A 26,618-nucleotide genomic window follows, 5' to 3' on the forward strand; every position below is an offset into this window, starting at 1 on the left:
TAAGAATACGGGCGGCCTCCCAATCGCCACCCGCAAACCTTCGAACTGTTATTCCCACTACAGTTTAAGTTGATACATCGATGAGAGTTTCTACTTTTATTCTTATTATTTCACAAAACCTTCACAATTATTGTAGGTGTTCTTTGATATATGTAAGAGCTTCTTCCACATGGCCTTTTACTGAAACTTTCCGCCATTCTTTTACAAGATTGCCTTCTTTATCAATAACGAAGGTGGAACGCTCGATTCCCATGTATTCCTTGCCGAAGTTTTTCTTAAGCTTCCAGACTCCATATTTCTCTGCTACTTCATGATCCTCATCTACCAATAATAGAAAGGGAAGATCATATTTATCGATGAATTTTTTATGACGCTCAAGAGAGTCAGTGCTTACACCAAGAATCACAGTATCAAGCCCACCAAAGCTTTCGTGTGCATCCCTAAAATCACAGGCCTCTGTTGTACAGCCTGGTGTCATATCTTTTGGATAAAAATATAACAATACATTCTTCCCTTTAAAATCTGCTAATGAAACTGTTTCTCCGTTACTCGCTGTTGCTGTAAATTCAGGCGCCTTTTGTCCAACTTCAATTGTCAATTTGATTACCTCCTGTTTTTTCCTATTAAGAATAGGTTACATAATTTATAGGAGATATACAAATAATCAGGACGTTATTTGTTTTAACTTTATTCAGCAGAAGTCCCCTATTTCTATAAGTGGGGATGAATGCAATAAAAGTATACAATTCAGTCGGGGTTCAAATTCCGACTGAATAAAGTTAAAGCCTCCGGCGGATGCCACGATTTTTCAGCGGAAATTTTTCGAGCAAGCTCGAAAAAAATCGGGCGCAAATACGCCAAGGCGCATTTGATTGGTATTCGTGCTAAAATAGAATTGTTGATTTAAAAGCTAGGAGGAACGACATAAATGAATTTTTCAAAATCAGAAGAGTTATATAGTGAAGCATTGGAGCATATCGTTGGTGGTGTAAATAGTCCGTCACGTTCATATAAGGCAGTTGGCGGAGGCGCACCTGTGGCGATGGAGCGTGCAAAGGGTGCTTACTTTTGGGATGTAGATGGGAATAAATACATAGATTATTTGGCTGCTTATGGACCAATTATTACAGGTCATGCTCATCCCCATATTACCGAAGCCATTACAAAAGCTGCTGAAACGGGTGTGCTATACGGAACACCTACTCCACATGAAGTAAAGTTTGCAAAAATGCTGAAGGAAGCTATTCCAGGGATGGATAAAGTTCGTTTTGTAAACTCAGGTACGGAAGCAGTTATGACAACAATCCGAGTGGCTCGCGCGTATACAAACAGAACAAAGATTATTAAATTCGCAGGCTGCTATCATGGACATTCTGACCTTGTACTTGTAGCTGCTGGTTCTGGCCCTTCAACATTAGGAACTCCAGATTCTGCTGGTGTCCCAAAGAGCATTGCACAGGAGGTAATCACGGTTCCCTTCAATGATATCGAACCTTTTAAAGAAGCTCTTGCTAAATGGGGTTCGGAAATTGCCGGAGTACTTGTTGAGCCAATTGTAGGGAACTTTGGAATTGTTGAGCCGAAGGAAGGCTTTTTAGAACAAGTCCTTGAGCTTTCTCATGAGGCCGGTGCTCTCGTTATTTTTGATGAGGTCATTACAGCTTTCCGTTTTATGTATGGAGGAGCTCAGAATCTATTAGGCATTACACCAGATTTAACAGCGTTAGGAAAAATCATTGGTGGCGGACTTCCAATAGGCGCATATGGCGGTAAAAAAGAAATTATGGAACAGGTAGCTCCACTTGGCCCAGCCTATCAAGCAGGAACGATGGCTGGTAATCCAGCATCCATGCTTTCAGGAATAGCTTGTTTAGAAGTGCTTCAGGAAGAAGGATTGTATGAAAAATTAGATCGACTAGGTGCCATTCTTGAAGAAGGAATTTTACAGCACGCTTCTACCTACAATGTTCCTATTACAATTAACCGATTAAAAGGCGCATTGACGATTTTCTTTACGAATGAAAAGGTTGAAAACTATGAGCAGGCAGAAAATACAGACGGCGAAATGTTTGGTCGTTTCTTTAAATTAATGCTTAGCCAAGGCATCAATCTTGCCCCTTCAAAATATGAAGCATGGTTCTTAACGATTGCACATACTGAAGAAGATATTATTGAGACACTAAAAGCAGTTGAATATGCGTTTAAGAATCTCTAAGTTATTTATTGGAAACCTGCCGTGGGGCAGGTTTTTTTGATTTCTAGCTCTATTTTAAGCTATTGTCCATAAATTTTTATTATTAGCCGTATTTTTGATTTATTAGCCAAAAACCTAAAGCTAATAGCCGTATTTTAAATTTATCGGCCATATTTTTAATTTCCGCAACAGAAGAGAAAAAACTTTGTACCTTCAATAAAAACCAAATTACAACGGGCCTCGACTAGGACATGTTTCTCTTGCTATAAGCATAAAATCATTGTATGATACTGTATTGGTTTAGATTATGGAGAAAAGGCTAATTATAAGTAAACAGCTTTTTTATAGAAAGGATTCGTATAAATGAAATTTGGTGCCCGCATGTTAAAAACGGGAATAGCCATTACCCTAGCGTTAATGTTAGCAAAGCTTCTTGAATTACCTTCGCCGGTATTTGCTGGGATTGCTGCTGTTTTTGCGATCCAACCTTCGATATACCGATCTTATTTAACGGTGATTGAACAGGTTCAGGCCAATGTGATCGGTGCGTTCTTTGCAGTTTTGTTTGGAATGTATTTTGGTAATAATGCATTTATCATTGGACTAACGGTTGTGCTTGTTATCGCGATTAACCTGAGGTTTAAGATGGAAAAGACGATTCCAGTCGCAATCGTAACCGTCATCGCAATCATGGAGAGTCCTAGTGAACAATTTATAGAGTTTGCAAGCCTACGCTTTCTTGCAATCTTATTGGGGATATTATCCGCATTTTTAGTCAATCTTGTTTTTCTCCCACCTAAATATGAGAAAAAACTATATGACGCCATTGTCGAGCAATGCGAGGAAATCTTTAAATGGGTGCGAGTTAGTACAAGACATGCGTCTGAATATAATACGTTAAAAGATGATATCGATAAAATTAAAGAAAACATCATCCAAATTGATCAGCTATTTCTTCTATATAAAGAGGAACGGAATTATTTTAAAAAGGTAGAATACGAAAAGTCTAGAAAGCTTGTTTTATTTCGACAAATGATCGTTTGTACAAACCGAGCATTAGACACACTAAAAAAACTACACAGGCATGAAAATGAACTACAAGATTTGCCGATACCGTTTCAGCAATTTTTTGTAAAAGAAATCGATGATCTCCTTCATTTTCACGAGCAGATTTTATTAAAATTTGTTGGTAAGGTAAAAGTTCAAGCCCCTGAAGAGCTAAAACAGGATTTTGCATTTGATCGAAAAAAGGTCATTGATACCTTGTTCGATCAACAAAAGCCACCGAATGAAGAAGATGAGGAAGCATGGTATCACCTGATGACACTTGCATCGGCCATCTTTGAATACTCTGAGCAACTTGAAAGATTGGATACATTGGTAGATAGCTTTCAAAGTTTTCACAATGAAGTGATTGTGGAGGAAGCGAATAAAGCGTAAAAAACAGCTAACACAAGTTAGCTGTTTTTTTATTGCTTCATCTTCGGGTCTAATGCATCCCTCAATCCATCACCCATTAAGTTAAATCCAAGCACGGTCAGCATGATTGCAATTCCTGGGAAAATCATTGTCCACGGGGCCTGCGTTAAGTAATTCTTTGAATCAGCAAGCATTTTTCCCCATTCTGGATTTGGTGGCTGAGCTCCCATCCCTAGAAATCCGAGTGCTGCTGCTTCAATAATGGCAGTCGCAATCGCCAATGATGCCTGGACGATAATCGGCGCCATACTGTTCGGTAGAATATGATGAAATAAAATTCTCCGGTCCTTCATCCCGACCGCCCGGGCAGCGGTTATATATTCCTCTTCCTTAACACTTAACACCCTCGAGCGAATCAACCTTCCAAAGTTCGGTACATTGATGATCGCAATCGCAATCAATGCATTTCGAAGTGACGGTCCAAGGATTGCAACAATGGCTAAAGCAAGTAGGATACTTGGGAAAGCTAGTAAAATATCAAACATTCGACTAATCAGGTTATCTACCCAACGACCATAATATCCCGCTAGGATTCCAAGTAAACTACCCACGATCGCAGAACCCATTACAGCAAAGAAGCCCACCCGTAATGAAATTCTTGCCCCATAAATGATTCTTGATAAGATATCCCTTCCAAAATCATCTGTTCCAAGCCAGTGGTCACTGGAAGGTGGTTGAAGTCGATTTGCTAGATTTTTCTCATCAATTCCTTGAGGCGCAATGAGTGGTGCAAAAATGGCAAGAATGATAAAAAAGAAAACAATACAAGTTCCCACAATTGCTAATTTATTTTTACGAAAGCTTCTCCACGCCTCTTTCCATGGAGAAATAACACCATCATTTTTTTTCATCGACATATCCGTTTGTGCTAACTCTGTCATCTAATCACCCCTTCCCTATTTTTTAGCGATATTTAATTCGCGGATCGATAACCGCATATAAAAGATCTACGATTAAATTGATAAAAACAAAGAAGGTCGCGACCACTAAAATACCTGACTGAATCACCGGGTAATCACGATAATTGATCGCTTCGTAAATATATCTTCCAATTCCAGGCCAACCAAATATCGTTTCTGTTAAAATGGCTCCCCCAAGCAATAAACCTGTTTGTAAACCGATCACCGTTAAAACTGGGATGACTGCATTTTTCAAGGAGTGCTTGTACACGACCCAAAACATCTTGACTCCCTTTGCACGTGCCGTTCTTACGAAGTCTGAACGCATTACCTCAAGCATGCTGGAGCGTGTAATACGTGCGATTATTGCCATTGGAATGGTTGCTAGCGCGACACTCGGTAAGATTAAATGCTTTAAGACCGTCACAAATTGATCAGTTCTCCCGTTAATCAGAGTATCTATTAAATAAAGACTGGTAATTGATTCAACGGGGTCACGTACATTTTCCCTACCGGTGGTTGGTAATAAATCTAATTGAAGTGCAAATGCCCACTGCTCCATTAACCCTAACCAAAAAATTGGCATCGATACACCAATTAAAGCAAGGACCATCGCCGTGTAATCAAACCAAGAATTCTGAAACCAAGCGCTTATAATACCAGCGTTAACTCCTATTACAATTGCAATAATCATCGCAACAAGGGTTAACTCAATTGTTGCTGCTAGATAGGGCCAAATCTCATCACTTATAGCCGTCTTCGTCCGAATAGATTCACCTAAATCACCGGTAAAGAGGCCCTTGATATACTCGAAATATTGAATGTACAAAGGTTGATCCAGACCCAGTTTTGTTGTTAGCGCGGCAATGGCCTCCTCGGTAGCACGCTGGCCAAGGATGATCTGTGCCGGATTTCCTGGAATTAGGTGAATTATTGAAAAGACAACAAGCGTCATGCCAATTAACACTGGAATGACCATTCCAATTCGACGTAACGTATATGCGAACAAGGTTATCACCTCTTTTGTAGGAAAAGTAGACGTCAAAGAGGAGAATAAATCTCCCCTTTGATCTGTCTCAATCATTCATCTTTTACTCAAATTCAACCTTTGTTAAAATGTCCGAACCTGTTGGATGTGGAAGTAGCCCTTTTAGGTTTTTCTTTCCTGCTAGTAGTGGTGTTGAGTGAACCAATGGTGCCCATGGAGAATCTTCATGGATAATTTCCTGGGCCTTTTTATACAATTCATTTCGTTGCTCTTGATCTGGAATGGTTTGGGCTTCAATTAAAATATCATGAAGCTCATCATTACTGTAATAAGAATAGTTGTTACTGCCGATGCTATCTTTATCTAACAACGTATAAATAAAGTTATCTGGGTCTCCATTGTCCCCTGTCCAACCTAACATGTAGGCATCAAATTCTCCTTTACTTGCTTGTTCCAAATACGTTCCCCAATCAACTGATTTAATTTCTGCCTTAACACCGATTTCAGCAAAGCTTGATTGGATAACCTCTGCAACCTTCATTCCATCAGGCATATATGGACGTGGAACAGGCATTGCCCAAAGCTCCATTTCAAACCCATCCGGATATCCTGCCTCAGCTAGTAATTCCTTCGCTTTTTCGAGATCATATGGATATGGTTCAATATCATCGTTATATCCTTCTAATGCTGGTGGAAGTGGATTTTTAGCAGGCTCGGCAAGTCCTCCATAAAATGCTGCAATAATTCCTTCTTTATCAATCGCATGATTTAATGCCTGACGAACGAGTTTATTATCAAAAGGTGGTCTATTCACTGTAAAACCTAAGTAACCAACATTCATCGAAGGTCGCTCAAATGTTTGTAAATCAGGATTTCCTTCAATTTGAGTTAAATCTGAAGGGTTTACGCCATCCATCAAATCAATTTCACCTGCAAGTAATGCATTAAGGCGAGCTGAATTTTCTGGGATTGATCTGAAAATAATTTTCTCTAATTTCGGATAGCCTTCCATCCAATAATCAGCGTTCTTTTCTAATGTAATTCTGTCATTTTCTTTCCATTCAACAAATTTAAATGGACCTGTACCTACTGGATTTTTCATAAAATCTCCACCGAATTTTTCAAGTGCAGTAGGGCTTGCAATACCGAATGGGGACATCGCAAGGTTCTTCAAGAAAGGAGCTTGTGGACGATTTAATATAAATTTAACCGTAAAATCGTCTTCAGCAATTACTTCCTTTATCACATGACCTTCATCCCCTTTAAATCCTCCAAACATCGTGTAATAAGGGAATTGGTCAGCATCTCCATTCATCCAACGCTCAAAGTTCTTAACCACGGCTTCTGCATTAAAATCCGTACCGTCATGGAATTTAACTCCTTCACGAAGCTTCAGTGTATATTCAATCCCGTCTTCAGAAGGTGTCCACTCAGTTGCCAGACCTGGTTGTAAAGTTGTGTCTTGCTCTCCATAGTTTATTAAGGTTTCAAAGATATTCACCGTTACCTTAAAGGTTTCCCCCTCCGTGGTTGAAATTGGGTCTAGAGAAACGGAATCCCCACCACGACCAAACACAAGCTCTTTTTGCACTTCACCTGTTGGTGTCTCTTCTTTTGGCTTATCTCCCTCATTTTGATTTTGATTTTGACTTCCTTCTTCACTTCCTCCACTACAGCCTACTAAAGCTGTCGATATAAGGAGCAGGAATAAAAGTGAGATTAGTATGCCTTTCCTCTTAAACAATTAAATTCCCCCTTGTAGCATTTTTTATCATGAATGGTGCGAGTCATTCGTAGAGATGACAAGCAACAAAATGACCTTTTTCCACTTCCTTAAACTCTGGGCGTGTCGTCTTACAAATATCCATGCAACTTTGGCATCTTGTGTGAAATGTACAACCTGCAGGTGGGTTTGATGGGCTTGGAATCTCCCCGGTGATCCCAACCGAATCATTTTTATAATCTGGGTCTGGAATTGGCACCGCTTCTAGCAAGCTTTTTGTATATGGATGTAGAGGTTTATTGTAAAGCTTCTCACTATCAGTCAATTCTATGATTCTTCCTAAATACATCACGCCCACTCTATCACTTATATGCCGCACTACCCCTAAATCATGTGCAATAAATATGTAGGTTAGGTCATATTTCTTTTGCAAATCCTCCATTAGATTTAATACCTGTGATTGAATCGACACATCGAGAGCGGAAACTGGCTCGTCTGCAATAATGAGGGAAGGATTAGTCATTAACGCCTTTGCAATACCAATACGCTGTCGCTGTCCTCCACTAAATTGGTGCGGATATCGTTTTGCATGATAACTACTTAATCCTACGACCTCTAGCATTTCTTGGACTCTACGTTTTCGTTCCTTTCTATCACCAATCCCGTGAACGATCAGAGGCTCCTCTAGTATTTTTTCGACAGTATGCCTCGGATTAAGGGAAGCATATGGATCCTGAAAAATAATTTGCATATAACGTCTGAGTTTCCTCATCTCTGATAATGATAGATTTGTAACATCCTGGTCATTAAATAGAACCTGACCTTCCGTTGGGTCTAAAAGCCGTAAGATAAGTCTTCCTGTTGTAGATTTTCCACACCCACTTTCTCCAACAATCCCTAGGGTTTCGCCCTTATTCACAAAAAAGGAAAGTCCATCAACGGCCTTTACATCTCCAATCTTTTTTCCAAACACGCCGCCCTTAATCGGAAAATACTTTTTTAAATTATGGACTTGTAGTAAAGGCTGTGTCATGATTGCTCTCCTCCTCTCGAGTTTGTAAAAAACAGCGAACACGATGCCCTCTGTCATCCACCTTATATAGCTCTGGATTTTCTGAAGAACATCGTTCAAATGCGAATTCACATCGCTCAGCAAAACGACACCCATGCTTGATTGAACCGGGCTTTGGTACATTTCCAGGAATTGAATAAAGGCGTTCATTCTTATTACGAATATCGGGAACTGATTTTAATAATCCTTTCGTATATGGATGTTTCGGATTTTTAAAAATAGAGGAGACTTCTCCTTCTTCCACAATCTTTCCGGCATACATGACAACCACTCGTTCACATATTTGCGCAACAACACCTAAATCATGTGTGATGAGCATAATGGCAGTATTCATCTCGACGTTCAGTTCCTTCATCAACTTCAAGATCTGTGATTGAATCGTAACGTCTAAGGCAGTTGTTGGTTCATCTGCGATTAATAGTTTTGGGTTGCAGGCCATCGCCATTGCAATCATCACTCTTTGTCGCATACCTCCAGATAATTGGTGTGGATATTCTTCCATTAATTCCTCTGCACGTGGCAGGCCGACACGTTTCAAAATTTCAATTGCCTTTGAACGGGATTTCTTCTTATCCCATTTCATATGGATCTTTATCCCCTCTATCATTTGATTACCGATTGTAAATAGAGGATTTAGAGATGTCATGGGCTCCTGAAAAATCATCGCGATTTCATTTCCCCTAATTTGACGCATCTTTTTCTCAGAGTAATGGATGATATTTTCACCGTTAAAAATAATTTCACCACCGACAACTTTACCGGGAGGATTTGGAACTAGTCCCATTATCGATAAGGATGTGACACTTTTTCCGCAGCCAGATTCTCCAACTACCCCGAGAATTTCACCTTCTTTTATATGAAAGTCAATGTGGTCAACCGCTGGTATTTCCCCTTCATCAGTAAAAAATGAGGTGCGTAAACCATTTACCTCAATTATTTTTTCCCCCATCTATCACACCTGCCTTTACAAGAAGTTTTATTAAAAAGGTGGACGAATTATTACAACATTGTAAAAAAAAGGCTTAGAGAAACGAAGGGATTTTCTGCTATGATTCGACACAATTTCCCTGGAAATAACAAAATAAGCAGGAATCCGTCGAATCTGAAGATAAAAAAAAGACACGGAAGATTCTCCGTGTCCATTTGCTTTCCTTAATCATCAAGTTGTTGTACCTGGAATAGGTTGAAATAATGTCCTTTTTGGCTCATTAATTCGGCATGCGTACCGACTTCTACAATTTCCCCATGCTCTATTAAGACAATTTTATCGGCATGTGTAATCGTTGATAATCGATGAGCAACGATAAAGGTAGTACGATTTTTTGCTAATTCCTCTAGTGATTCCTGAATGAGGTGTTCACTTTCAAGATCTAATGCTGAAGTTGCTTCATCCCAGATTAATAATGGCGGATTTTTTAAAAATACGCGCGCAATTGCAATTCGTTGTTTTTGTCCACCTGATAGCTTTACGCCTCGTTCCCCTACTTTTGTATCATAGCCTTGAGGGAGATTTTCGATAAATTCATGGGCATTTGCAGCTTTAGCTGCTTCAATAATTTCTTCGTCAGTTGCCCCCGGCTTACCAAGAAGAATATTATGCTTAACTGATTCACTAAATAAAAAGGTGTCCTGATGGACCATACCAATTTTATCACGAAGACTTCTTACCTTATAAGATCGAATATCCGTCCCATCTAGTAAGATTCTTCCTCCAGTTACATCGTAGAATCTTGGTATTAAGCTGACGAGTGTCGACTTTCCTCCACCACTCATTCCGACCAGAGCAACTGTTTCTCCACTTTGAATGTTAAGATTAATATCCTTTAAAACGACTTGATCGTCATCATCATCGCCATATGAAAATGTGACGTTTTCGAAACTCATACTTCCGGATACATTTTTACATTCAACCGCATTTGGCCCATCGACGATATCATATTTTTCATCGATAAATTCGAATACACGATCCATCGAAGCAAGGGCTTGTGTTAATGTTGTTGATGAGTTTACAAGTCGTCTTAACGGGTTGTAGAGTCGATCTATATAGGCGACAAACGCAACCAGAGTTCCGACTGTTAAATCACCTTGAATCACTTGATAGCCTGCATACCCAATTACAAGTAGTGGAGCGATATCTGTAATCGTATTAACGACTGCAAAGGTTTTTGCATTCCAGCTTGTATGGTCTAATGCCTTTTGCAGGAAATTGCTGTTTTGTTTATCAAAAAGCTTTTGTTCATGATCTTCTATTGCAAAACTTCGGATAACAGGTATCCCCTGTACACGTTCATGGAGATACCCTTGCACCTCTGCCAACGCCTGTGATCTTGATCTTGTAAGATGGCGCAGCCTGCCATAAAAATACTTAATCGAAAAACCATAGAATGGAAACAAAATAACAGAAACGATTGTTAATGGAATATCGAGCGTCAGCATAATTCCAATTGCAATAAAAATGGTAAACAGATCAAGCCATAAGTTCATTAACCCTGTAATGACAAATGTTTTCGTTTGCTCCACATCATGGATAACCCTAGATATTACTTCACCCGCTCGTGTATTGGCATAATACCTTAGACTTAGCTTTTGTATATGGTCAAAAAGCTGGTCACGGATATCATAGAGGATTTTACTACCGACCCATTGCGCATAATATTGTCGATAATATTCAACAGGTGGCCGTAGTACAAGAAAAATAAATAACATGATTCCCATCGCTATGAAAAGTTTTGATAGTTTATCATCTTGGGTAAGATCTGCAGCGATGACATCATCCAATACATATTTCAGTAATAGTGGGGTGAGCATTGGAATCGAAAATTTTATGATCCCAATGATAATCGTGATAAAGATTTGAAACCTGTACGGCTTCACAAATTTCATATAACGTCTAGTACTCCCCAATCCCCTGACCTTCCTTCTAGTTGTTGTACAATCTATTACCCGAAAAAATCGGGTTAAAATTTGAAAACCTGTTGTTAGTTTCAACAGGTTCGGGTAAAAATCTTAACTTCGATAGGTTAAATATCGCTCATACCAGATATCGATAAAATCCGGTGCAAATGGACCTTTACGTCCACGAATCCATTGGATAAGCTTGTCTACATTATTCTTTAATATCTTATCAATGACATCAGGATAATTCATTTCTCGACGATGCTTTTCATACTCATCCTCGTCTAATAAGATAAATGTCATATCTGGAAATACCTTTATATCCAAGTCATAATCGATATATTTCAATGCTTCATCATCGGAAATAAACGGTGAGCTGATATTACAGTAATAATAAACCCCATCCTCACGTATCATTCCGATAATATTAAACCAATGGCGAGCATGAAAATAACATATAGCCGGTTCACGTGTAATCCAAGTCCGGCCGTCGGACTCTGTCACAGTAGTGCGGTCATTCCCGCCAATAACTATGCTTTGTGTACCTTTAAGCACTCTTGTTTCTTCCCAAACACGGTGAATATGGCCATTATGTTTATAACTATGGATTTGTATTTTGTCTCCTTCCATGGGAATACCCATTCTCTCTCCCTACTTTCACTTTGGGCAGCTTTGTCTTATACATTTCTAGATCTTCTAAATTATGATATAGATATTGTGTTTTATTCGATAGGTTTAAGGCCGAACTCCCATATCGAATGTATAAAAACAAAGAAAAACCTTTTTTTACTATTATAACGGTTAGTCCGATTTTTTAAAACAAAAGAGCCATCGTTATTTTTCGATGACTCTTTTACGCAACATATTTAGACAGTTTGATGGATTTTGCCTTGATAGGATCGAATAACTTCTTCAGTTTGTTGCTGAAATAAGTCATGGATCTGCGTTAGCTCATCTTGCATACGTTTTATCTCTTCTTGTATCGGCTGGAGTTCAGTTTCTTTTTGAAGTTCTAAAATTTGCTTCTCTAGTTCTTGGCATCTTTCAATTTCAGATTGAATGAAAAGTAGCTTATCCATTGTTTTTAACTGTTCACCAACAAGGGCATTAAAATTGCTCATCATGTGATCCTCCTAATTGTCTATGAACTATTATTATTGTTATAACCTATTATTTCTGGAAATAGACTCAATTTCCTTTGTCTATGTATGTAGTTATATAGGAGGTTTTGTCAAACAAACAAAGAAGGACGTTTGCTAGCACGGTTCATTGATTGTTTTAGGATGTCATACAGTTTTATGAAGGACTTTACGTGGTGACCTTTGCTCCGGTCGGGACTTCATCCTGCTTATGAAGGACTTTACGCGGGGACCTTTGCTCTGTTCGGGACTTCATCCTGCTTATGACAGCTACTTCATCCAACTCAAATTAGAAAAAGGAAAACACTTCCCGACGAATACAGGAAGTGTTTTGGGTAAAGCAGTAAGTATGTTGTTATATTAGCCTTGGCCTTTGTTAGACTGAGACTGTTGGTTTTGACGTCTTACTTCTTGAGCGTTTGTTTCGCTAGCAAACTCAGTACCGAATTGACCACCAGCACCTTGAGATTGAGCGTTTTGTTGTCTAACTTGTTGTACGTTAGTTCCAGCTGAAGTTTTGTTTGGTTGTTTAGCCATTGTAATCACCTCCACGACAATTAATTTGTCCTAGAAGGGAATTTAATATCCATAAAAATTTTAATAAATAAATAGGATAATTTTACATGCTTTGGATAATCTTATTAATTGAACATAGTGAAACTAATATCATGTTCAAAAAGGAGGGTAATTGAAGATGTATGCTGGTCGAGACATGACTCATTTATCAATGATCCCAAAAAATGAATGGAAGGAAAGCGAGCTTGCTTTTTTCCACCATTCCTTTCAACAAATTGTCCCTTATTTAAATGCTGAGGGCCAATCCCTTCACCGTGAAATCGTCCAGGAAATTGAAGCTAGGGGCGGTTTCCATCGTAACAATGAATATACAAGTGATATTAAATTGTCGTATGATTGATTTTTAGGTAGAGATAAAGTGGGTCAAGGGACCTGTCCCCTTGACCCATTTATTTAGTGAGATAGCTTTTTAATATTTTTTGATGGGAAACCGGGAAGGTGTACTCTTCCATTTCCTTTAAGCTAACTAGCTTCAAATTGTCGGTTTCATTTATAGTTCCCTCTATTTTCCCTTCAAAAACGGTTATGTTCCAAATCAAATGAGAAAACACATGCTGAATCGTCGTAAATGCTTGTCCAATTTTTGCCTTTATTTGATACTCATCTGTCAAAAAATCTCCGAGTTGTTCTTTTGGTGCTTGGACGTCTAGAATGGTTTCATTGTTTGGAAATTCCCATAAATTTGCCAAAAGTCCTTTTTCAGGTCGTTTATGGATTAAAAATTTTCCATCTTCGTTTATTAAAACCACTGCCGCCATAGAAACAGCCGTTGGTGCTTTTTTCTTACTCTTTACTGGTAGTTCTTTTTGAACACCCTCTGCAAAAGCTCTACAGTGTTCACGTACAGGACATAATAGGCAGGCTGGGTTTCCTGGAACGCAAATGAGTGCACCTAATTCCATTAAAGCTTGATTAAAAGCAGATGGATTGTCTTTTGAAATAATTTCTCTGACAATGTCCTCAAACAGTTGGCGCGTTTTGGGCTTAGCGATGTCATCCCATACTGATAAAATCCTCGAAAGAACTCTCATCACATTTCCATCCACGGCAGGCTCAGGTATTCCATAAGCAATACTAAGGATTGCGCCTGTTGTATATGGGCCAACACCTTTTAGGCTCGAAATTTTCTCAACCGTATTTGGAACCTTGCCATCATATTCTTGCGCCACTTCCTTAACAGCTGCATGAAGGTTTCGAACGCGTGAATAATACCCTAAGCCTTCCCATGCTTTAAGAACCTTCTCTTCTTCTGCTTCAGCAAGGTCTTCGATTGTCGGAAACTTAGAAACGAAGTTCTCAAAATACGGAATGACTGTATCAACTCTTGTTTGCTGGAGCATAATTTCCGAAACCCATACTTTATATGGATCTTGATCCTGTCTCCATGGAAGGTCTCTTTGTTCCTTTTCAAACCACTCAATTAAATCCTTTTGAAATTCATTTATCGTAAAATTTTCTAAAAGTTTCATTTATCAATACCATTCCCTCTCCCAAGGTGATAAAATTAAAATAATTTACCTACATTAATAAAAAGCGTGTCGTTCTTCTTGAAATCCTATCTCAATTCCCAAAGAAATTAGTGTTCCATTCAATTTTTATCAAACATCTTTTTAAATTGAGATTGTTGGTTACATTAAACTTAGGAACATTTGAAAAAGGAGGTCCCATTTTGGATACAGGCACACATATCGTTATGGGTTTTGCTTTAGGTGGCATAGCCACACTTGACCCAAATGTTACGGTTAACCCCGCTACCACTCAAGCTGTGATCTTTGGTACGCTAATTGGTTCACAGGCACCAGACCTTGATACTATACTTAAATTACGAAACAATGCTCATTATATAAAAAATCACCGAGGAATTACTCATTCCATACCTGCCGTTTTACTTTGGCCGATTTTGATAACTGGAGCTCTTTTATTCTTTTTCCCTGAAGCGAATCTGTTACATCTTTGGATGTGGACCTTTATTGGTGTCATTCTCCATGTATTTGTCGATATTTTTAATGCATATGGAACACAAGCGTTGCGACCTTTTTCTCACAAATGGGTAGCATTAGGTGTTATCAACACTTTTGACCCTTTTATCTTCGTCATTCACCTAGTAGGAATTATTGTGTGGAAGCTTGGGCTGCATCCAGGAGTTACTTTCTTCTCAGTTTATGGAATCCTTCTGGTTTATTATATCATTCGTTTTCGAATGCGAAATAAGGTTGAAGCAGCGGTTCGTGCTAAAATCGATGACGAAATCACAGAGGTCATTATTTCTCCAACCTATCGATTTAATCAATGGCATATTGCCGTTATATCAGAGAAGTATTTTTATGTTGCTCGCTCCAAAAACAATGAACTTATTTTACACGATAAATTTGCAAAACGTCCGGTTCCTGATACACCTGTAATCAATGCTGCAAAAAAGGACAAGAACCTAGCTGCATTCCTTCACTTCTCACCTGTTTATCGATGGGAAGTTGATGAGTATGATGATTATTATGAAGTTCGTTTTATTGACTTAAGGTACAGAAGCAAAGGACATTATCCATTTGTTGCCGTTGTACAGTTGGATCTCGATTTAAATATCACAACATCCTATACTGGCTGGATTTTCAGCGAAGAAAAGCTCCGTAAGAAACTTGAGCTCATTCCAAGTTAAACCATTTCCCCCATAACAATGTTTGTTATGGGGCTTATTACTTCCAATTACTTGATTAGGATTACCATTAATTCACGTTCTCCATTTTACATCATAAGAGGCCAAGAACTCCATACTAGTAATACGTGTTTAAAGGAGAGAAATCCCTTTTGGCACGATGTCCAATTTTGCTTCTATAGGAGGTATTCGCATGCGGAACAAAAAACGAGGATTTCCAAACCAGAATCGTAATAAGTTTCAGGGTGAGCCTAGAGCAAAGGCAGAATACGCTTCAACAAGAGCAGATGGTTCCATTAACACACATCCACAGGAGCGAATGAAGGCTTCAAGTGAACGACACGATTTTTAATTTAGGTGTTATTAAGACCAAAGACTAAGAATGCCATATCTTTGTGACAAAGTCTTTGTGACCCACATCGTGTGGGCCTAAAAAATCGAATCGAGTATAACTTGGAGGTGCGTATAATGGGTAAAAAAGGCTATAAACGAAATGAGTACAATAATCCTTTTCAACAAGCTTGGGCCAATCCGAAACATGCTTGGGCACAGGTTAATGGTGAAACTAGACGCACACAAAACCTCATTATTTTGGAGCATCAAACAAGAAAACAATCATAAAATAAAAACCAGAGAGATCGTTTCTCTCTGGTTTTTATTATTCTTTAATAAGCAATGAAATCGGTAATGCTTCTTCTTTGTCCTCTTGACCCATTCGATGTCCCCAAGCAAACACACCATTGATGTAGTCGATTTTAAAATAACTGCCAGGGTCACCATCAATTTCATATGTTTCACCAGGTTTATAATCCTCTGGATTAAGGAGATATGCTTTAGCCATAGAAGCTTTTCGTTCGAGTACAGCAAGTTCATTTACAATGCCAAGCTGTTCTGCTTTTCGAGCTTGTTCCTTTAATCCAGCAATTTCTTGTCTTAATTCAAATTCTGTCATTTGGCTATATCGCTTTTCTTGCATGTTAATTCGCTCCATCCTTTATGTGGGTGATGAATTTCTCAATCATATCTAAGTCAAAGCCTTTGCGAAAAAGGGCTTGCTTCATTTTTTGTTCGTATTCCCATCCATCCAATTTTTCATATTTACGATGAGCCTTCATTCCATGATGCTCGAGGGCTCCCCACTCTTCATCCGTGTCCTTCTCAATCGACGTCTCTTCCATGGCGATTTGAATGACGTCCCATGAATAACCTTTTCTTTGAAGGGTTTGTTCGATTTTTTGTTTTGTTTGACGTTCTGAAGCTTTATTGTTTTTTGGGATCGTTTTTGAAATAAGCTTGATGGCCTTTTTTACTTGCTCGTCCATCGTAAATAGGGCAAGACTTTTCAATAAAATGTCCTGTTCAATTCCTTTTTCAAAAAGTTCTTGTTTAATAACCTCAGGACCCTTTGTGGTTGTATTGATTTGAGTTTGGACATACGCTTTCGCAAATTCCTCATCATTAATGTATTTATATTCGGCCAGTTTATGAATCACGTCTGGAATAATTGGTTCATCGACTTCTTTTTTCTTAAGGTAATCAATGACTTCCTTCGTCGAACGCATTCTATAGGATAAAAAATTTAACGCCAAATTAAAGGCTTTTTTCACTTCATCCTCAAACTGAATTTCCGAAATATCTAACTCATCAAGTTCCATCCCTTTTTTTAGCTGAAAAGAAATAAGGATATCCTGATCAACGCTGAAAGCATATTCCTCGCCCTTCCCGTGATCAAGAAAAATATTAAATCGCTCTGTGTTTTTCTTTTGAGTTGTGATTTTCGCTATGATTGCCATTAGAATTACACCTCACCTTTATAGTAGCATAGAAATTTAAAGGATAAATGGAAAACTTATTGAATTATGTAGGAAAAGGCATGGAAAGGGAGAAAAGGATGAAGATTGCGATCGCTGGAGGAACTGGCTTTGTCGGAAAAAAACTTACCGATTTTCTTTTGGATCAAAATCACGACGTATTTATTTTAACAAGAAATACCACTTATACAAGTCACCACTCAAACCTTCATTATGTTGAATGGCTAACATCAACAAGTTCCCCAGAAAAGCAGCTACAGGGACTGGATGCTATGATTAATCTTGCTGGTGAATCGTTGAATAGTGGCAGATGGACAGAGGCTCGTAAAAAAAGAATCACAGAAAGTCGGATATCGGCAACAAAGGAAATTCTTCGTATACTCTCTTCTTTGCCTAAAAAGCCGGAAGTCTTGCTGAATGCAAGTGCAATTGGGATTTATGGCACTTCAGAGACCGACACTTTTACAGAAGATTCTACGCAGTATGGCAGTGACTTTCTAGCAAAGACCGTTATTGCTTGGGAAAACGAAGCAAAGAAAGCAACTGATCTAGGTGTCCGAACTTGTTTCCTACGTTTTGGCGTTGTTCTTGGTGAGGATGGTGGTGCTCTTATGCGTATGGTGCTACCTTATCACTTTTTCATCGGAGGCACGATTGGCTCAGGAAAACAGTGGTTATCATGGATTTGTATCGATGATGTTGTAAAAGGAGTTGATTTTCTTTTACACAATACATCCGTTCATGGCTCAGTTAACTTCACAGCACCACAGCCCATGCAAATGAAAAACTTTGGTCAAACCATCGGTGCTGTTATGCACCGTCCACATTGGCTTCCAGTACCCGGGTTTGCCTTAAAGGTATTACTGGGTGAAATGAGCATCTTGGTTTTAAAGGGCCAAAAAGTATTACCCAAAAAACTAGAAGAGCACGGGTTCTTTTTTACCTATAAAACCTTAGAACAGGCGTTGAGACACACTTTAAAAGGTTGATTCGACATGATTCACCAAGGTCTTTACAAAACCGTCGAAATTACCAAAAATTTGATACAAAAATTTCACAAAAAACCTATTTATTTTTACAAATAATTCGAGTATGATACCTAGAGTGAAGTAAAAAAAAGATTAACACAACAATAAAATACAAACTTAAAATTGGCTAATTCATGTTGGCTAACTTTAGGGAAGGCAAATGGTGCGCCACCAGTTTCACTGGTTCTAGTGGGTTCGATTCCCACCCCGAAATTTTTTATCAATACAAAAAATTTCGAGGGTGGATCCTACCACAGGTCTGGTCTGTCCTCATATGGAGGGGAAACTGATGCTAAAAAAACGTGAACTTCAGGATTGTCAAGCGCTTTATGACTTACTGGTGCACCCAGATGTCTTCCCATTTGTGCGTCAAAAGGCTTATTCCTATGAAGAGTTTTTATTTGTAACAAAGCAAACGATTGAGGCGGAAGAGCGTGGTGAATTGATTTCACGTACCATTTTAGACGAGTGGGGCTCTCCAATCGGAACGATTAATTTATATGACATTGAAGACAATGCTGGTTTTCTTGGTACTTGGCTTGGCAAACCATTTCATGGAAAAGGCTATAATCAAGCAGCAAAGGATGCATTTTTTGCAGAACTCTTTTTTGAACTTGGTATTGAAACGATCTTTATGAGAGTTAAAAAAGTGAATCATCGCTCCACAAAAGCTGTTCAAAAGCTACCGTTTGTGTCATTCGCCAATGATACGCGAAAGTCATTACTTGACCAGATCAATGCTGATGGTGATATTTATAATCTTTTTGAGGTTTCTAAAGATTTATATACATTACACACTTTACGTGTTGGACACAATACTGATGAAGAACATTTGCGAGAAGCTTAAACCCGTTATTTTCAACGGGTTTTTTGTTTGGATTTTTTTGGAATGGATAAACTAATACTACATTACTTAGAAAGTGAGGAATCTTTGATGGCAAAAGAAAAAAAGCGTGACAATAAGTCAAAAAGCACTTTAAGCAGCATGCAAGAGGTTTCATATTCTAGGGATTTTAAAATGGCTGACCAAGCCGGTGGGTATACGAAGAAGCAGGCAAGACATTAATACATATCAGTATCTTCCACTTATTTAAGTGGTTTTTCAAGGTCATCCTATAAATGAGTAGGTTGCGTTTGTGACCTCTCCACTATTATGTAGGATGGTGTTGAGAATGGGCAGATCAAGAGGACAAAAATCACGTGATAAGAACAAAGGGAATTTACCACAGGTTCCACAAAACATGAAATCTGATGGTCGTGATGTCGAGTTCTCTCGTGAACTTGCTGACCAAGACGATTTAGAAGCGCAAGCACGCTCAAATGCAGCCGATGCAAGAGCGAAGAAACGAAAAAAGAAATAGATACTTAACAAACCAAAAGGACTCCATTCCTTTTGGTTTGTTTTTTGTTGAAAAACGCTAGGTCAGAATCATACCACAGCTAACTTATTCCACGAGATCCCAGCAAGGCCAACTTACAAACTCATATACGTCTAAATACCTAAACAACATGATACAAGCATATTAGTGACACGGTACAATCTTGTTGCGCATACAATAAATCGATTGCCTATACTCACAATTCATGGAGGTGAATGAAATGGAGTATTCAATTACAAGAGATTATATTCGTTTGGGAAATTCACGATCAGGGCAAAAGATTTCAAAGGTGCGCTTTATCGTAAGTCATGATACAGGGAATCCAGGGTCTACTGCCTATGGAAATCGAAATTATTTTGACCGTTCACAGCCAAGTGCTTCTGCCCACACTTTCATTGATGATAAATATATTTTAGAAATAATCCCCCTCAACGAAAAAGCCTGGCATGTTCGCTACAATATTACGGCTGACAATCAGCGTTTTGGTGATGATGCAAATGATGCAGCAATTGGTGTAGAGCTTTGTCATGGAGGGAAAATTAATTTCCAGGAGGCATATAACCGATATGTCTGGTACCATGCTTATTTGTGTGACAAATTTAATTTAGATCCGAAAAAACATATTGTGGCTCACAGCACTCTAGACCCTTCTAGAAGATCAGATCCACAAAATGCATTGCGCCCACATGGGATTTCTTGGGAAGAATTTATTAATGATGTACAAGAGTCATTTAATCGTGATTTTAAGGGAGTGCCTACTAGTAATCCAAAGCCTGTCGTTGCCGGTGTTTCAACGCGACTGCCAATTCGAAGAGGAAATAAAGGTCCATTTGTAAAGGAAATCCAAGAAGACTTAATTAAAGCTGGTTTTTCAATGTCTCCTTATGGTGCTGATGGAAGCTTTGGTCCTGCAACCGAAAATGCAGTCATGCGCTTCCAGAAAAGATATGGGTTGATTGTGGATGGGCTAGTTGGGCCAGCCACATTAAGAAAGCTTGAGGAAGTTATCAAACAGAACAATTCGACCGACGACGAGTTTCCACTTCCTAACGGAGTTTGGGGACGTGGCGACAAAGGTGAAGAAGTTCGTATGATCCAACGTGCTTTAAAACATATTAACTTTGATCCAAAAATGATTGATGGCAGCTATGGTCCATTAACGGAAGATGCTGTTCGAAGATTTCAATCGATGTACGCTGCTCTAGCAGATGATGGGATTTATGGTCCGAATACTAGGAAATATATTCAGATGGAATTAAATGATATGTAACCCACTGGCTGCAGTGGGTTTTTATATTTTAATTTTCTTAGTGACAGTATTTTCGATTTAGTGACAGTATTTCTCGGACAGTGACAATATTTTTGATTTTAGTGACAGTATTTCTTCGATAGTGACAGTATTTACCTCACTCACCTGGATTTCACCGTTGATTGATCTCTTTCCAAACCTCTTCATATACTTTTTTCAATGGAATGCCATTTTCTTCTGCGATCCGGCGGCAATCTTCGTATTCTGGAGATTTTTGAACGGATTCCCCTTCGAAAATTCCTTCTTTTACGGTAACTTTGCCCCATTTTGTGATAACTTCTGTAAAAGTTCGTTCAAGTCGATGAACGCTCAAAGGATAATACCGTAATCCCAACGTCGTTGTTTCCGAAAACAAAATATCTTTCATTTTGTCTAATTTGCTTTTGGAGCAAAGAAGCTGTAGAAGGACAGCCGGTCGGTTTTTCTTCATATAAATAGGAGTATAATAAACGTCATTTGCTCCTGCATCAAATAGTAAATCCATGACATAGCCTAACCATTCACCTGACATATTATCGAGGTTTACTTCGAGCTTGATCATCCCGCTGTCGATATGCTCATGATTCGGAGGAAGCTTTTTTTCCATAATTCCCTACCCTTTCCTACAAAAATTGACTATCGCTAGTATAACATTCGGGTATAAAAATAGCCCGCCAATTGGCGAGCTATCCATTCGTGTATTTTAAAACTCAAAGTAATCTTTTGCGTTTTGGTAGCAGATTCCTTTTACAACATCTCCTAGTAAATCCATGTCGTTTGGAACTTCTCCATCTTCTACCCATTCTCCAATTAAGTTACAAACTAAACGTCGGAAATACTCGTGTCTAGTGTAAGATAGGAAGCTTCTAGAGTCAGTAAGCATTCCAATGAAACGGCTGAATAAGCCAAGGTTCGCTAATGCTTTCATTTGCTCAAGCATTCCTTCTTTTTGATCATTGAACCACCAAGCAGTTCCGAATTGCATTTTGCCTGGTTTTCCTCCACCTTGGAAGTTTCCAATTGTTGTACCAAGGATGTAGTTATCGTTTGGATTTAATGAGTAAAGAATCGTTTTTGGTAGTGCATCTTCTGTATCAAGTGCGTCTAATAATTGGTTTAATGGACGAGCTAATTCACCATCATTGATGCTGTCATAACCAGTGTCTGCTCCTAATTTTCCAAACATTCTTGTGTTGTTATTACGTAACGCATGGATATGTAATTGCATCGCCCAGTCGCGTTTTGCATATTCTTTCCCTAAGAAAACAAGTGTGTAGGATTTATACTTAATTTCATCTTCAATCGAAACTTTTTCACCTTTGATTGCTTTTTCAAATGACGCTGCAGCTTCTTCTTTTGTTGTATGCTCATACATCATTGTGTTAAGAGCATGGTCAGATACTCGACCACCAAGTGAATGGAAGAATTCAATTCTGTTCTCTAACGCAGTTAAGAAATCATCATAGTTTGATATCTCAACACCAGATACTTCACTTAGTTTTTTCACCCAACTAACAAAAGTGTCTTGATTGATTTCTAAACCTTTGTCTGGACGGAAGCTTGGTAATACTTTTACATCAAAGCTTGAATCTTCAGCAATAAGCTTGTGATATTCTAATGAGTCAGTTGGATCGTCAGTCGTACAAACGACTTCTACATTTGATTTTTTGATGAGGTCTCTTGCTCCGAATCCTTCACCCGTTAACTTGCTATTTAATTGTTCCCAAATAGCAGGAGCAGATTTTTCGTTTAAGATTTCATGTACATCAAAGAAACGTTGAAGCTCTAAATGAGTCCAGTTGAATAATGGGTTTCCAATCGTCATTGGAACTGTTTTTGCCCAAGCAACAAATTTATCATAATCAGAAGCATTTCCTGTTACGTATTCTTCTTCAATACCATTTGCTCTCATAGCTCTCCACTTATAGTGGTCGCCATACAGCCATGCTTCAGTAATATTTTTAAAAGATTTGTTTTCATAAATTTCCTGTGGGCTTAAGTGGCAGTGATAATCAATAATTGGCATGTCCTTTGCAAAATTATTGTACAAAGCTACCGCAGTGTCGTTTGACAATAAGAATGTTTCATCCATAAATTTTTTCATTTTTGTCCACCTGCTTTATTAAAATTTTACTATTTTATAGTAACCCAATAGTGGGGAGATAATCAATTAATGCCTATGCGTTTTTCCCTTGTTATTAAAAATTGCAATGGCAAAGGGGTATCTAAAAAGACACCCCATTTTTTTATTCTATTAGTAGATCTGGTAAGAATAGTGAAAACTGTGGAACGAATGTAACTAAAAGTAAGGTTACAATCATCGCTAAATAGAATGGTGCCATTCCCTTTAGTGTTTTCTCTATTGGTATTTGTCCAATCGCACACCCTACAAAGAGACAGGTTCCTACCGGTGGTGTAATTAAACCAATTGCTAGGTTTAAAATGAGCACAACACCAAACTGTACTGGATCCATACCAGCTGCAGTAGCAACAGGTAAAAGAATAGGAGTCGCAATTAAGATAAGTGGAGCCATGTCCATAAACATACCAAGAACTAGTAAAATTAAGTTGATAAGCAATAATGTTACAATGTCATTAGGAGAGAATGCAAGAAGTCCCTCTGTAACCATTGCTGGAACTTTTAATAATGCTAAAAGCCATCCAAACGCTGATGATGACGCGATTAAGAATAGTACCATTGCTAATGTTTTAGATGTTCTAACTAAGATTATACGCATTCTTGAAAGCGGAATATCACGATATACAAAGAATGTAATAATAAATGCATATACTACACCGATCGCAGCTGATTCAGTAGCTGTGAAGATACCACTTACAATACCACCGATGATGATAACAGCTGTTAAAAGTCCTAATAAACCTTCGCGAACAATTTTTGGAATCTCTTCTCTTTTAACAGGCTCACCTTTTGGATAATTACGTTTTACCGCAATAATATATGTTACAACCATTAGGATTAATCCTAATAAAATACCAGGGATTATTCCCCCCATAAATAAAGCGCCAACTGAAACCCCACCAGCAGCAGTAGAGTAAATAATCATGTTATGACTCGGTGGAATCATAACCCCTTGTGCTGCACTGGAAATTGTTACGTTTACAGCATAATCAGAATCATATTTTGCTTTTTTCATCATTGGAATTAAAACAGATCCGATTGAAGATACGTCTGCAACTGCGGATCCTGAAATTCCGCCGAAGAATGTACTTGCCAATACGTTAACCATGGCAAGTCCACCACGAACCTTACCAATCATAACGTTAGCTAAGTTAATTAAGCGTCTAGAAATACCGCCTTCATTCATAATTTCTCCTGCTAAAATAAAGAATGGAATTGCAAGGAGTGAGAATGAATTGAGTCCGCCTACCATACGTTGTACTAATGCTGCTAAATCTATATCCATATAAATTCCTGTTAAAAACGATGACACTATTAAACTTAGTGCAACAGGAACGCGTATAAGTAAGAGAAGAACAAAGCTTCCTAATAATACTAATACTTCCATTTATAACTCACTCCTCTATCTGTTCATCCCATTCTTGGTGCATACCCTTTTTAAACAATAGCTCGATGCCGTAGATTAGCATTAAAACTCCTGAAACAGGGATCGCAGCGTATAAAACACTTTGTGGTAGCCCAGTTCCTGCCATTGTGGATCCGCCCATCAATGATGTAAATCTAAATCCGTAAACAATAAATATAATTGCAACAATAATTACTAAAATTTTTGCGATAATATCACATAATGTTTGGACCTTTTTTGGAAATAATGCAACTAATGCACCCACACCAATATGGAGCTTATCCCTGAAACCAACAGCGATTCCGATGAAACTTACCCATACTAGTAGTAGCATTGACACCTCCGAGGACCAACGGGGAGTATAGCTGAAAAAATATCTTGTAAAAACTGTTCCAGCAACAATAACGGTCATTAATGCTATGAAAATAACATTAAGATTGTCAATCCCGTTATCAAACATACTTTTGATTTTTTTAAACCGTTCCATTTAACTAGCCTCCTTAAAGCGAACTCGATGATTGTCGAGCCTCAGATGAAAGCAAAGCATTAGTTGCATAATACTTTCTGTATTCGTTAAAAAACTAACGAAGCTTTTCATTACCTTTTTAACTAACCCAAACACATCATTTCTCGTGTTAGAAATTTTATATTCTTTGCTTTCAATACATGAAGTCTTACTAAACTATATGAGGGGCACTCCTCCCTCAAGACCATCATCTTGAGGGTGAGTTTGCCACCAAAAGCTTGTTAGATAATTATTCTACCGCTTCGATTTTTTCAATGAATTCTTTGTATGCGCCACCATGTTTGTCATAAACAGGTTGTACAGCTTCACGCCATGGAGCAGTATCAGTGATTTCAACTACTTCATTACCAGCTGCTTCTACTTTTTCTTTTGCTTCATTTTCTAAATCTGCCCAAGCAGTTTTTTGAGCTTCTTGTGATTCCATTGCAGCTTCTTTGATTGCTTTTTGATGTTCTTCACTTAAATCGTTCCATACTTTAGAAGAGATCATTAAAATTTCAGGAACGCGTGAGTGAGCATCTAAAGTGAAGTATTTTGCTACTTCATAGTGATTTACTGAATAGTAACTTGGATAGTTGTTTTCAGCACCATCGATAACACCTGTTTGAAGTCCAGAATATACCTCTTCGTACGCCATTGGAGTTGCAGATGCACCAAGTGATTCTACCATGTCTACTACTAGAGCAGATTGTTGAACACGAATCTTAAGACCTTTTAAATCTTCTGGCTTTTCAACTGGATGTTTAGAGTTATAGAAGTTACGGCTACCAGAATCATAGAATACTAGTCCTCTCATATTCGATTCTTCCATACCAGCTAATAAATCCTCACCAATATCACCGTTTAATACACTCCACATATGGTCTGCATCTCTAAATAGGTAAGGCATTGAAAGAACGCCTAAGTCTTTAGAGAATTCAGCAAGTGGACTAGCATTAACACGTGCAAAGTCGATTGTACCTAATTGAACTTGCTCGATAACGCTCTTCTCGTCACCAAGTTGACCACCCGCGTACACTTCAACCTTAACTTGTCCATCCGTTTTTTCTTCTACTAATTTCGCAAACTCTTTATCCCCTACAACTGTTGGATAATCCTCAGGTTGGTTGTCTGCTAATTTTAAAACGATAGGATCTTTTGCATCGCCATCTCCACCGCCACTAGTTTTAGTAGCTGAATCGTCTCCTCCGCCACAAGCTGCTAATAAGCCCGCAAGCATAAAGGACATAGATAGAACTGCTAAGCCTTTTTTCTTCATAAAAAGCTTCCCCCTCTGGTGTGTTTTAATTTTGGTTTCAAAGTCTATAAAACATAACCTTCCATATGAAACGCTTTCATATGTTATGAAAAAAAACCGAAAGCAACTAGCAATCGCTTTCATTTGTGTTATAGACTTCAATAAAATAACAACGTTGTTATTTCTCTT

29 protein-coding genes and 1 pseudogene are annotated in these 26,618 nt (G+C 38.4%); 12 read left to right on the forward strand and 18 right to left on the reverse strand.

Annotated elements, in window-relative coordinates; translation table 11 throughout:
• Window positions 1–127: 127 nt before the first annotated feature.
• Complete coding sequence (gene bcp, locus CKJ95_RS07535; RefSeq protein ID WP_099352797.1) at window positions 128–598, reverse strand: thioredoxin-dependent thiol peroxidase; 471 nt, start codon at window positions 596–598, stop codon at window positions 128–130.
• Window positions 599–928: 330 nt separating this feature from the next.
• Between bcp and CKJ95_RS07540 the strand changes: the two genes are divergently transcribed.
• Both CKJ95_RS07540 and CKJ95_RS07545 read left to right on the forward strand, forming a co-directional pair.
• Entirely contained in the window at window positions 929–2,215 is a 1,287-nt protein-coding gene (locus CKJ95_RS07540) for a glutamate-1-semialdehyde 2,1-aminomutase (RefSeq protein ID WP_099352798.1), read from the forward strand.
• Window positions 2,216–2,557: 342 nt separating this feature from the next.
• Entirely contained in the window at window positions 2,558–3,634 is a 1,077-nt protein-coding gene (locus CKJ95_RS07545) for an FUSC family protein (RefSeq protein ID WP_099352799.1), read from the forward strand.
• Between the two features lie 29 nt (window positions 3,635–3,663).
• Here the strand turns inward: CKJ95_RS07545 and nikC are convergent, their stop codons facing one another.
• The 9 genes from nikC to CKJ95_RS07590 all read right to left on the reverse strand — a co-directional run bounded on the left by nikC (window position 3,664) and on the right by CKJ95_RS07590 (window position 12,926).
• Window positions 3,664–4,554 carry a nickel transporter permease gene (nikC, locus tag CKJ95_RS07550; protein WP_099352800.1) on the reverse strand — a complete coding sequence of 297 codons (891 nt, stop codon included), beginning with the start codon at window positions 4,552–4,554 and terminating at the stop codon, window positions 3,664–3,666.
• A 22-nt stretch (window positions 4,555–4,576) separates the two neighbouring features.
• Window positions 4,577–5,581: an ABC transporter permease gene (locus CKJ95_RS07555; protein WP_099352801.1), complete on the reverse strand. Its 1,005-nt coding sequence runs from the start codon at window positions 5,579–5,581 to the stop codon at window positions 4,577–4,579.
• Between the two features lie 82 nt (window positions 5,582–5,663).
• Window positions 5,664–7,304 carry an ABC transporter substrate-binding protein gene (locus CKJ95_RS07560; RefSeq protein ID WP_099352802.1) on the reverse strand — a complete coding sequence of 547 codons (1,641 nt, stop codon included), beginning with the start codon at window positions 7,302–7,304 and terminating at the stop codon, window positions 5,664–5,666.
• A 43-nt stretch (window positions 7,305–7,347) separates the two neighbouring features.
• Window positions 7,348–8,316: an ABC transporter ATP-binding protein gene (locus CKJ95_RS07565; protein ID WP_099352803.1), complete on the reverse strand. Its 969-nt coding sequence runs from the start codon at window positions 8,314–8,316 to the stop codon at window positions 7,348–7,350.
• Window positions 8,288–9,304 carry an ABC transporter ATP-binding protein gene (locus CKJ95_RS07570; protein WP_099352804.1) on the reverse strand — a complete coding sequence of 339 codons (1,017 nt, stop codon included), beginning with the start codon at window positions 9,302–9,304 and terminating at the stop codon, window positions 8,288–8,290. The genes CKJ95_RS07565 and CKJ95_RS07570 overlap by 29 nt, the downstream gene beginning before the upstream one ends.
• A gap of 203 nt (window positions 9,305–9,507) precedes the next feature.
• On the reverse strand, window positions 9,508–11,259 hold the full coding sequence (locus CKJ95_RS07575; protein WP_099352805.1) for an ABC transporter ATP-binding protein: 1,752 nt from the start codon (window positions 11,257–11,259) through the stop codon (window positions 9,508–9,510).
• 102 nt (window positions 11,260–11,361) lie between these two features.
• Window positions 11,362–11,892: a nucleoside tri-diphosphate phosphatase gene (gene ntdP / locus CKJ95_RS07580; RefSeq protein WP_099352806.1), complete on the reverse strand. Its 531-nt coding sequence runs from the start codon at window positions 11,890–11,892 to the stop codon at window positions 11,362–11,364.
• A 224-nt stretch (window positions 11,893–12,116) separates the two neighbouring features.
• Window positions 12,117–12,371, reverse strand: coding sequence for a YgaB family protein (locus CKJ95_RS07585; protein WP_099352807.1), 255 nt, complete (start codon window positions 12,369–12,371; stop codon window positions 12,117–12,119).
• A 378-nt stretch (window positions 12,372–12,749) separates the two neighbouring features.
• Window positions 12,750–12,926, reverse strand: a complete 177-nt coding sequence (locus tag CKJ95_RS07590) for a gamma-type small acid-soluble spore protein (RefSeq protein WP_099352808.1) — start codon at window positions 12,924–12,926, stop codon at window positions 12,750–12,752.
• 157 nt (window positions 12,927–13,083) lie between these two features.
• Between CKJ95_RS07590 and CKJ95_RS07595 the strand changes: the two genes are divergently transcribed.
• Window positions 13,084–13,305, forward strand: a complete 222-nt coding sequence (locus CKJ95_RS07595) for a cytosolic protein (RefSeq protein WP_099352809.1) — start codon at window positions 13,084–13,086, stop codon at window positions 13,303–13,305.
• Window positions 13,306–13,354: 49 nt separating this feature from the next.
• On the opposite strand, the gene mutY is transcribed toward CKJ95_RS07595, so the two are convergent.
• Window positions 13,355–14,434 (reverse strand): A/G-specific adenine glycosylase, encoded by a 1,080-nt coding sequence (gene mutY / locus CKJ95_RS07600; RefSeq protein WP_099352810.1) that lies wholly within the window; start codon window positions 14,432–14,434, stop codon window positions 13,355–13,357.
• A 200-nt stretch (window positions 14,435–14,634) separates the two neighbouring features.
• Here mutY and CKJ95_RS07605 point away from each other — a divergent pair, with 200 nt between their 5' ends.
• The 3 genes from CKJ95_RS07605 to CKJ95_RS07615 all read left to right on the forward strand — a co-directional run bounded on the left by CKJ95_RS07605 (window position 14,635) and on the right by CKJ95_RS07615 (window position 16,236).
• Window positions 14,635–15,618, forward strand: coding sequence for a metal-dependent hydrolase (locus tag CKJ95_RS07605; protein ID WP_099352811.1), 984 nt, complete (start codon window positions 14,635–14,637; stop codon window positions 15,616–15,618).
• A gap of 190 nt (window positions 15,619–15,808) precedes the next feature.
• Entirely contained in the window at window positions 15,809–15,967 is a 159-nt protein-coding gene (locus CKJ95_RS07610; protein WP_010677476.1) for a small, acid-soluble spore protein K, read from the forward strand.
• A gap of 116 nt (window positions 15,968–16,083) precedes the next feature.
• Complete coding sequence (locus CKJ95_RS07615; RefSeq protein ID WP_099352812.1) at window positions 16,084–16,236, forward strand: YpzG family protein; 153 nt, start codon at window positions 16,084–16,086, stop codon at window positions 16,234–16,236.
• A gap of 37 nt (window positions 16,237–16,273) precedes the next feature.
• Here the strand turns inward: CKJ95_RS07615 and CKJ95_RS07620 are convergent, their stop codons facing one another.
• The gene (locus tag CKJ95_RS07620; RefSeq protein WP_099352813.1) at window positions 16,274–16,591 is read right to left on the reverse strand and encodes a YfhH family protein; all 318 of its coding nucleotides are present in this window, start codon (window positions 16,589–16,591) and stop codon (window positions 16,274–16,276) included.
• A gap of 1 nt (window position 16,592) precedes the next feature.
• On the reverse strand, window positions 16,593–17,408 hold the full coding sequence (gene recX, locus CKJ95_RS07625) for a recombination regulator RecX (protein WP_099352814.1): 816 nt from the start codon (window positions 17,406–17,408) through the stop codon (window positions 16,593–16,595).
• A 98-nt stretch (window positions 17,409–17,506) separates the two neighbouring features.
• On the opposite strand from recX, the gene CKJ95_RS07630 reads away from it, so the two are divergent.
• The 6 genes and pseudogenes from CKJ95_RS07630 (at window position 17,507) to CKJ95_RS24025 (ending at window position 21,103) form a co-directional block, all read left to right on the forward strand.
• The gene (locus tag CKJ95_RS07630; protein WP_099352815.1) at window positions 17,507–18,415 is read left to right on the forward strand and encodes a TIGR01777 family oxidoreductase; all 909 of its coding nucleotides are present in this window, start codon (window positions 17,507–17,509) and stop codon (window positions 18,413–18,415) included.
• A 328-nt stretch (window positions 18,416–18,743) separates the two neighbouring features.
• Window positions 18,744–19,301 carry a GNAT family N-acetyltransferase gene (locus CKJ95_RS07635; RefSeq protein WP_099352816.1) on the forward strand — a complete coding sequence of 186 codons (558 nt, stop codon included), beginning with the start codon at window positions 18,744–18,746 and terminating at the stop codon, window positions 19,299–19,301.
• An 87-nt stretch (window positions 19,302–19,388) separates the two neighbouring features.
• Window positions 19,389–19,520: a YfhE family protein gene (locus CKJ95_RS07640; protein WP_099352896.1), complete on the forward strand. Its 132-nt coding sequence runs from the start codon at window positions 19,389–19,391 to the stop codon at window positions 19,518–19,520.
• A 106-nt stretch (window positions 19,521–19,626) separates the two neighbouring features.
• The gene (locus CKJ95_RS07645; RefSeq protein ID WP_099352817.1) at window positions 19,627–19,815 is read left to right on the forward strand and encodes a YfhD family protein; all 189 of its coding nucleotides are present in this window, start codon (window positions 19,627–19,629) and stop codon (window positions 19,813–19,815) included.
• 238 nt (window positions 19,816–20,053) lie between these two features.
• Window positions 20,054–20,566: pseudogene (locus CKJ95_RS24020) on the forward strand (peptidoglycan recognition protein family protein); the annotation flags it as partial.
• Between the two features lie 18 nt (window positions 20,567–20,584).
• A complete protein-coding gene (locus tag CKJ95_RS24025; protein WP_306475359.1) occupies window positions 20,585–21,103 on the forward strand; it encodes a peptidoglycan-binding domain-containing protein in 519 nt (172 codons plus the stop codon).
• A 151-nt stretch (window positions 21,104–21,254) separates the two neighbouring features.
• Here CKJ95_RS24025 and larC read toward each other — a convergent pair whose 3' ends face one another.
• The 5 genes from larC to CKJ95_RS07675 all read right to left on the reverse strand — a co-directional run bounded on the left by larC (window position 21,255) and on the right by CKJ95_RS07675 (window position 26,450).
• Complete coding sequence (gene larC / locus CKJ95_RS07655) at window positions 21,255–21,728, reverse strand: nickel insertion protein (RefSeq protein WP_099352819.1); 474 nt, start codon at window positions 21,726–21,728, stop codon at window positions 21,255–21,257.
• 96 nt (window positions 21,729–21,824) lie between these two features.
• Entirely contained in the window at window positions 21,825–23,225 is a 1,401-nt protein-coding gene (uxaC, locus tag CKJ95_RS07660) for a glucuronate isomerase (RefSeq protein ID WP_099352820.1), read from the reverse strand.
• 142 nt (window positions 23,226–23,367) lie between these two features.
• Window positions 23,368–24,648 carry a TRAP transporter large permease gene (locus CKJ95_RS07665; protein WP_099352821.1) on the reverse strand — a complete coding sequence of 427 codons (1,281 nt, stop codon included), beginning with the start codon at window positions 24,646–24,648 and terminating at the stop codon, window positions 23,368–23,370.
• A gap of 7 nt (window positions 24,649–24,655) precedes the next feature.
• A complete protein-coding gene (locus tag CKJ95_RS07670) occupies window positions 24,656–25,153 on the reverse strand; it encodes a TRAP transporter small permease (protein WP_099352822.1) in 498 nt (165 codons plus the stop codon).
• 268 nt (window positions 25,154–25,421) lie between these two features.
• Complete coding sequence (locus CKJ95_RS07675; protein WP_099352823.1) at window positions 25,422–26,450, reverse strand: TRAP transporter substrate-binding protein; 1,029 nt, start codon at window positions 26,448–26,450, stop codon at window positions 25,422–25,424.
• Between the last annotated feature and the right edge of the window lie 168 nt (window positions 26,451–26,618).

The sequence above is a fragment of the Fredinandcohnia onubensis genome (genome assembly GCF_002734285.1).
Lineage (GTDB): Bacteria > Bacillota > Bacilli > Bacillales > Bacillaceae_L > Ferdinandcohnia > Ferdinandcohnia onubensis_A.

Bases quoted from the DNA above. Each gene is read 5' to 3' on its own strand.
- CKJ95_RS07540 (WP_099352798.1), top strand. From the start codon at position 929: ATGAATTTTTCAAAATCAGAAGAGTTATATAGTGAAGCATTGGAGCAT.
- CKJ95_RS07545 (WP_099352799.1), top strand. From the start codon at position 2,558: ATGAAATTTGGTGCCCGCATGTTAAAAACGGGAATAGCCATTACCCTA.
- nikC (WP_099352800.1), bottom strand. From the start codon at position 4,554: ATGACAGAGTTAGCACAAACGGATATGTCGATGAAAAAAAATGATGGT.
- CKJ95_RS07565 (WP_099352803.1), bottom strand. From the start codon at position 8,316: ATGACACAGCCTTTACTACAAGTCCATAATTTAAAAAAGTATTTTCCG.
- CKJ95_RS07570 (WP_099352804.1), bottom strand. From the start codon at position 9,304: ATGGGGGAAAAAATAATTGAGGTAAATGGTTTACGCACCTCATTTTTT.
- ntdP (WP_099352806.1), bottom strand. From the start codon at position 11,892: ATGGGTATTCCCATGGAAGGAGACAAAATACAAATCCATAGTTATAAA.
- CKJ95_RS07585 (WP_099352807.1), bottom strand. From the start codon at position 12,371: ATGAGCAATTTTAATGCCCTTGTTGGTGAACAGTTAAAAACAATGGAT.
- CKJ95_RS07590 (WP_099352808.1), bottom strand. From the start codon at position 12,926: ATGGCTAAACAACCAAACAAAACTTCAGCTGGAACTAACGTACAACAA.
- CKJ95_RS07595 (WP_099352809.1), top strand. From the start codon at position 13,084: ATGTATGCTGGTCGAGACATGACTCATTTATCAATGATCCCAAAAAAT.
- mutY (WP_099352810.1), bottom strand. From the start codon at position 14,434: ATGAAACTTTTAGAAAATTTTACGATAAATGAATTTCAAAAGGATTTA.
- CKJ95_RS07610 (WP_010677476.1), top strand. From the start codon at position 15,809: ATGCGGAACAAAAAACGAGGATTTCCAAACCAGAATCGTAATAAGTTT.
- CKJ95_RS07615 (WP_099352812.1), top strand. From the start codon at position 16,084: ATGGGTAAAAAAGGCTATAAACGAAATGAGTACAATAATCCTTTTCAA.
- CKJ95_RS07620 (WP_099352813.1), bottom strand. From the start codon at position 16,591: ATGCAAGAAAAGCGATATAGCCAAATGACAGAATTTGAATTAAGACAA.
- recX (WP_099352814.1), bottom strand. From the start codon at position 17,408: ATGGCAATCATAGCGAAAATCACAACTCAAAAGAAAAACACAGAGCGA.
- CKJ95_RS07630 (WP_099352815.1), top strand. From the start codon at position 17,507: ATGAAGATTGCGATCGCTGGAGGAACTGGCTTTGTCGGAAAAAAACTT.
- CKJ95_RS07635 (WP_099352816.1), top strand. From the start codon at position 18,744: ATGCTAAAAAAACGTGAACTTCAGGATTGTCAAGCGCTTTATGACTTA.
- CKJ95_RS07640 (WP_099352896.1), top strand. From the start codon at position 19,389: ATGGCAAAAGAAAAAAAGCGTGACAATAAGTCAAAAAGCACTTTAAGC.
- CKJ95_RS07645 (WP_099352817.1), top strand. From the start codon at position 19,627: ATGGGCAGATCAAGAGGACAAAAATCACGTGATAAGAACAAAGGGAAT.
- larC (WP_099352819.1), bottom strand. From the start codon at position 21,728: ATGGAAAAAAAGCTTCCTCCGAATCATGAGCATATCGACAGCGGGATG.
- uxaC (WP_099352820.1), bottom strand. From the start codon at position 23,225: ATGAAAAAATTTATGGATGAAACATTCTTATTGTCAAACGACACTGCG.
- CKJ95_RS07665 (WP_099352821.1), bottom strand. From the start codon at position 24,648: ATGGAAGTATTAGTATTATTAGGAAGCTTTGTTCTTCTCTTACTTATA.
- CKJ95_RS07670 (WP_099352822.1), bottom strand. From the start codon at position 25,153: ATGGAACGGTTTAAAAAAATCAAAAGTATGTTTGATAACGGGATTGAC.
- CKJ95_RS07675 (WP_099352823.1), bottom strand. From the start codon at position 26,450: ATGAAGAAAAAAGGCTTAGCAGTTCTATCTATGTCCTTTATGCTTGCG.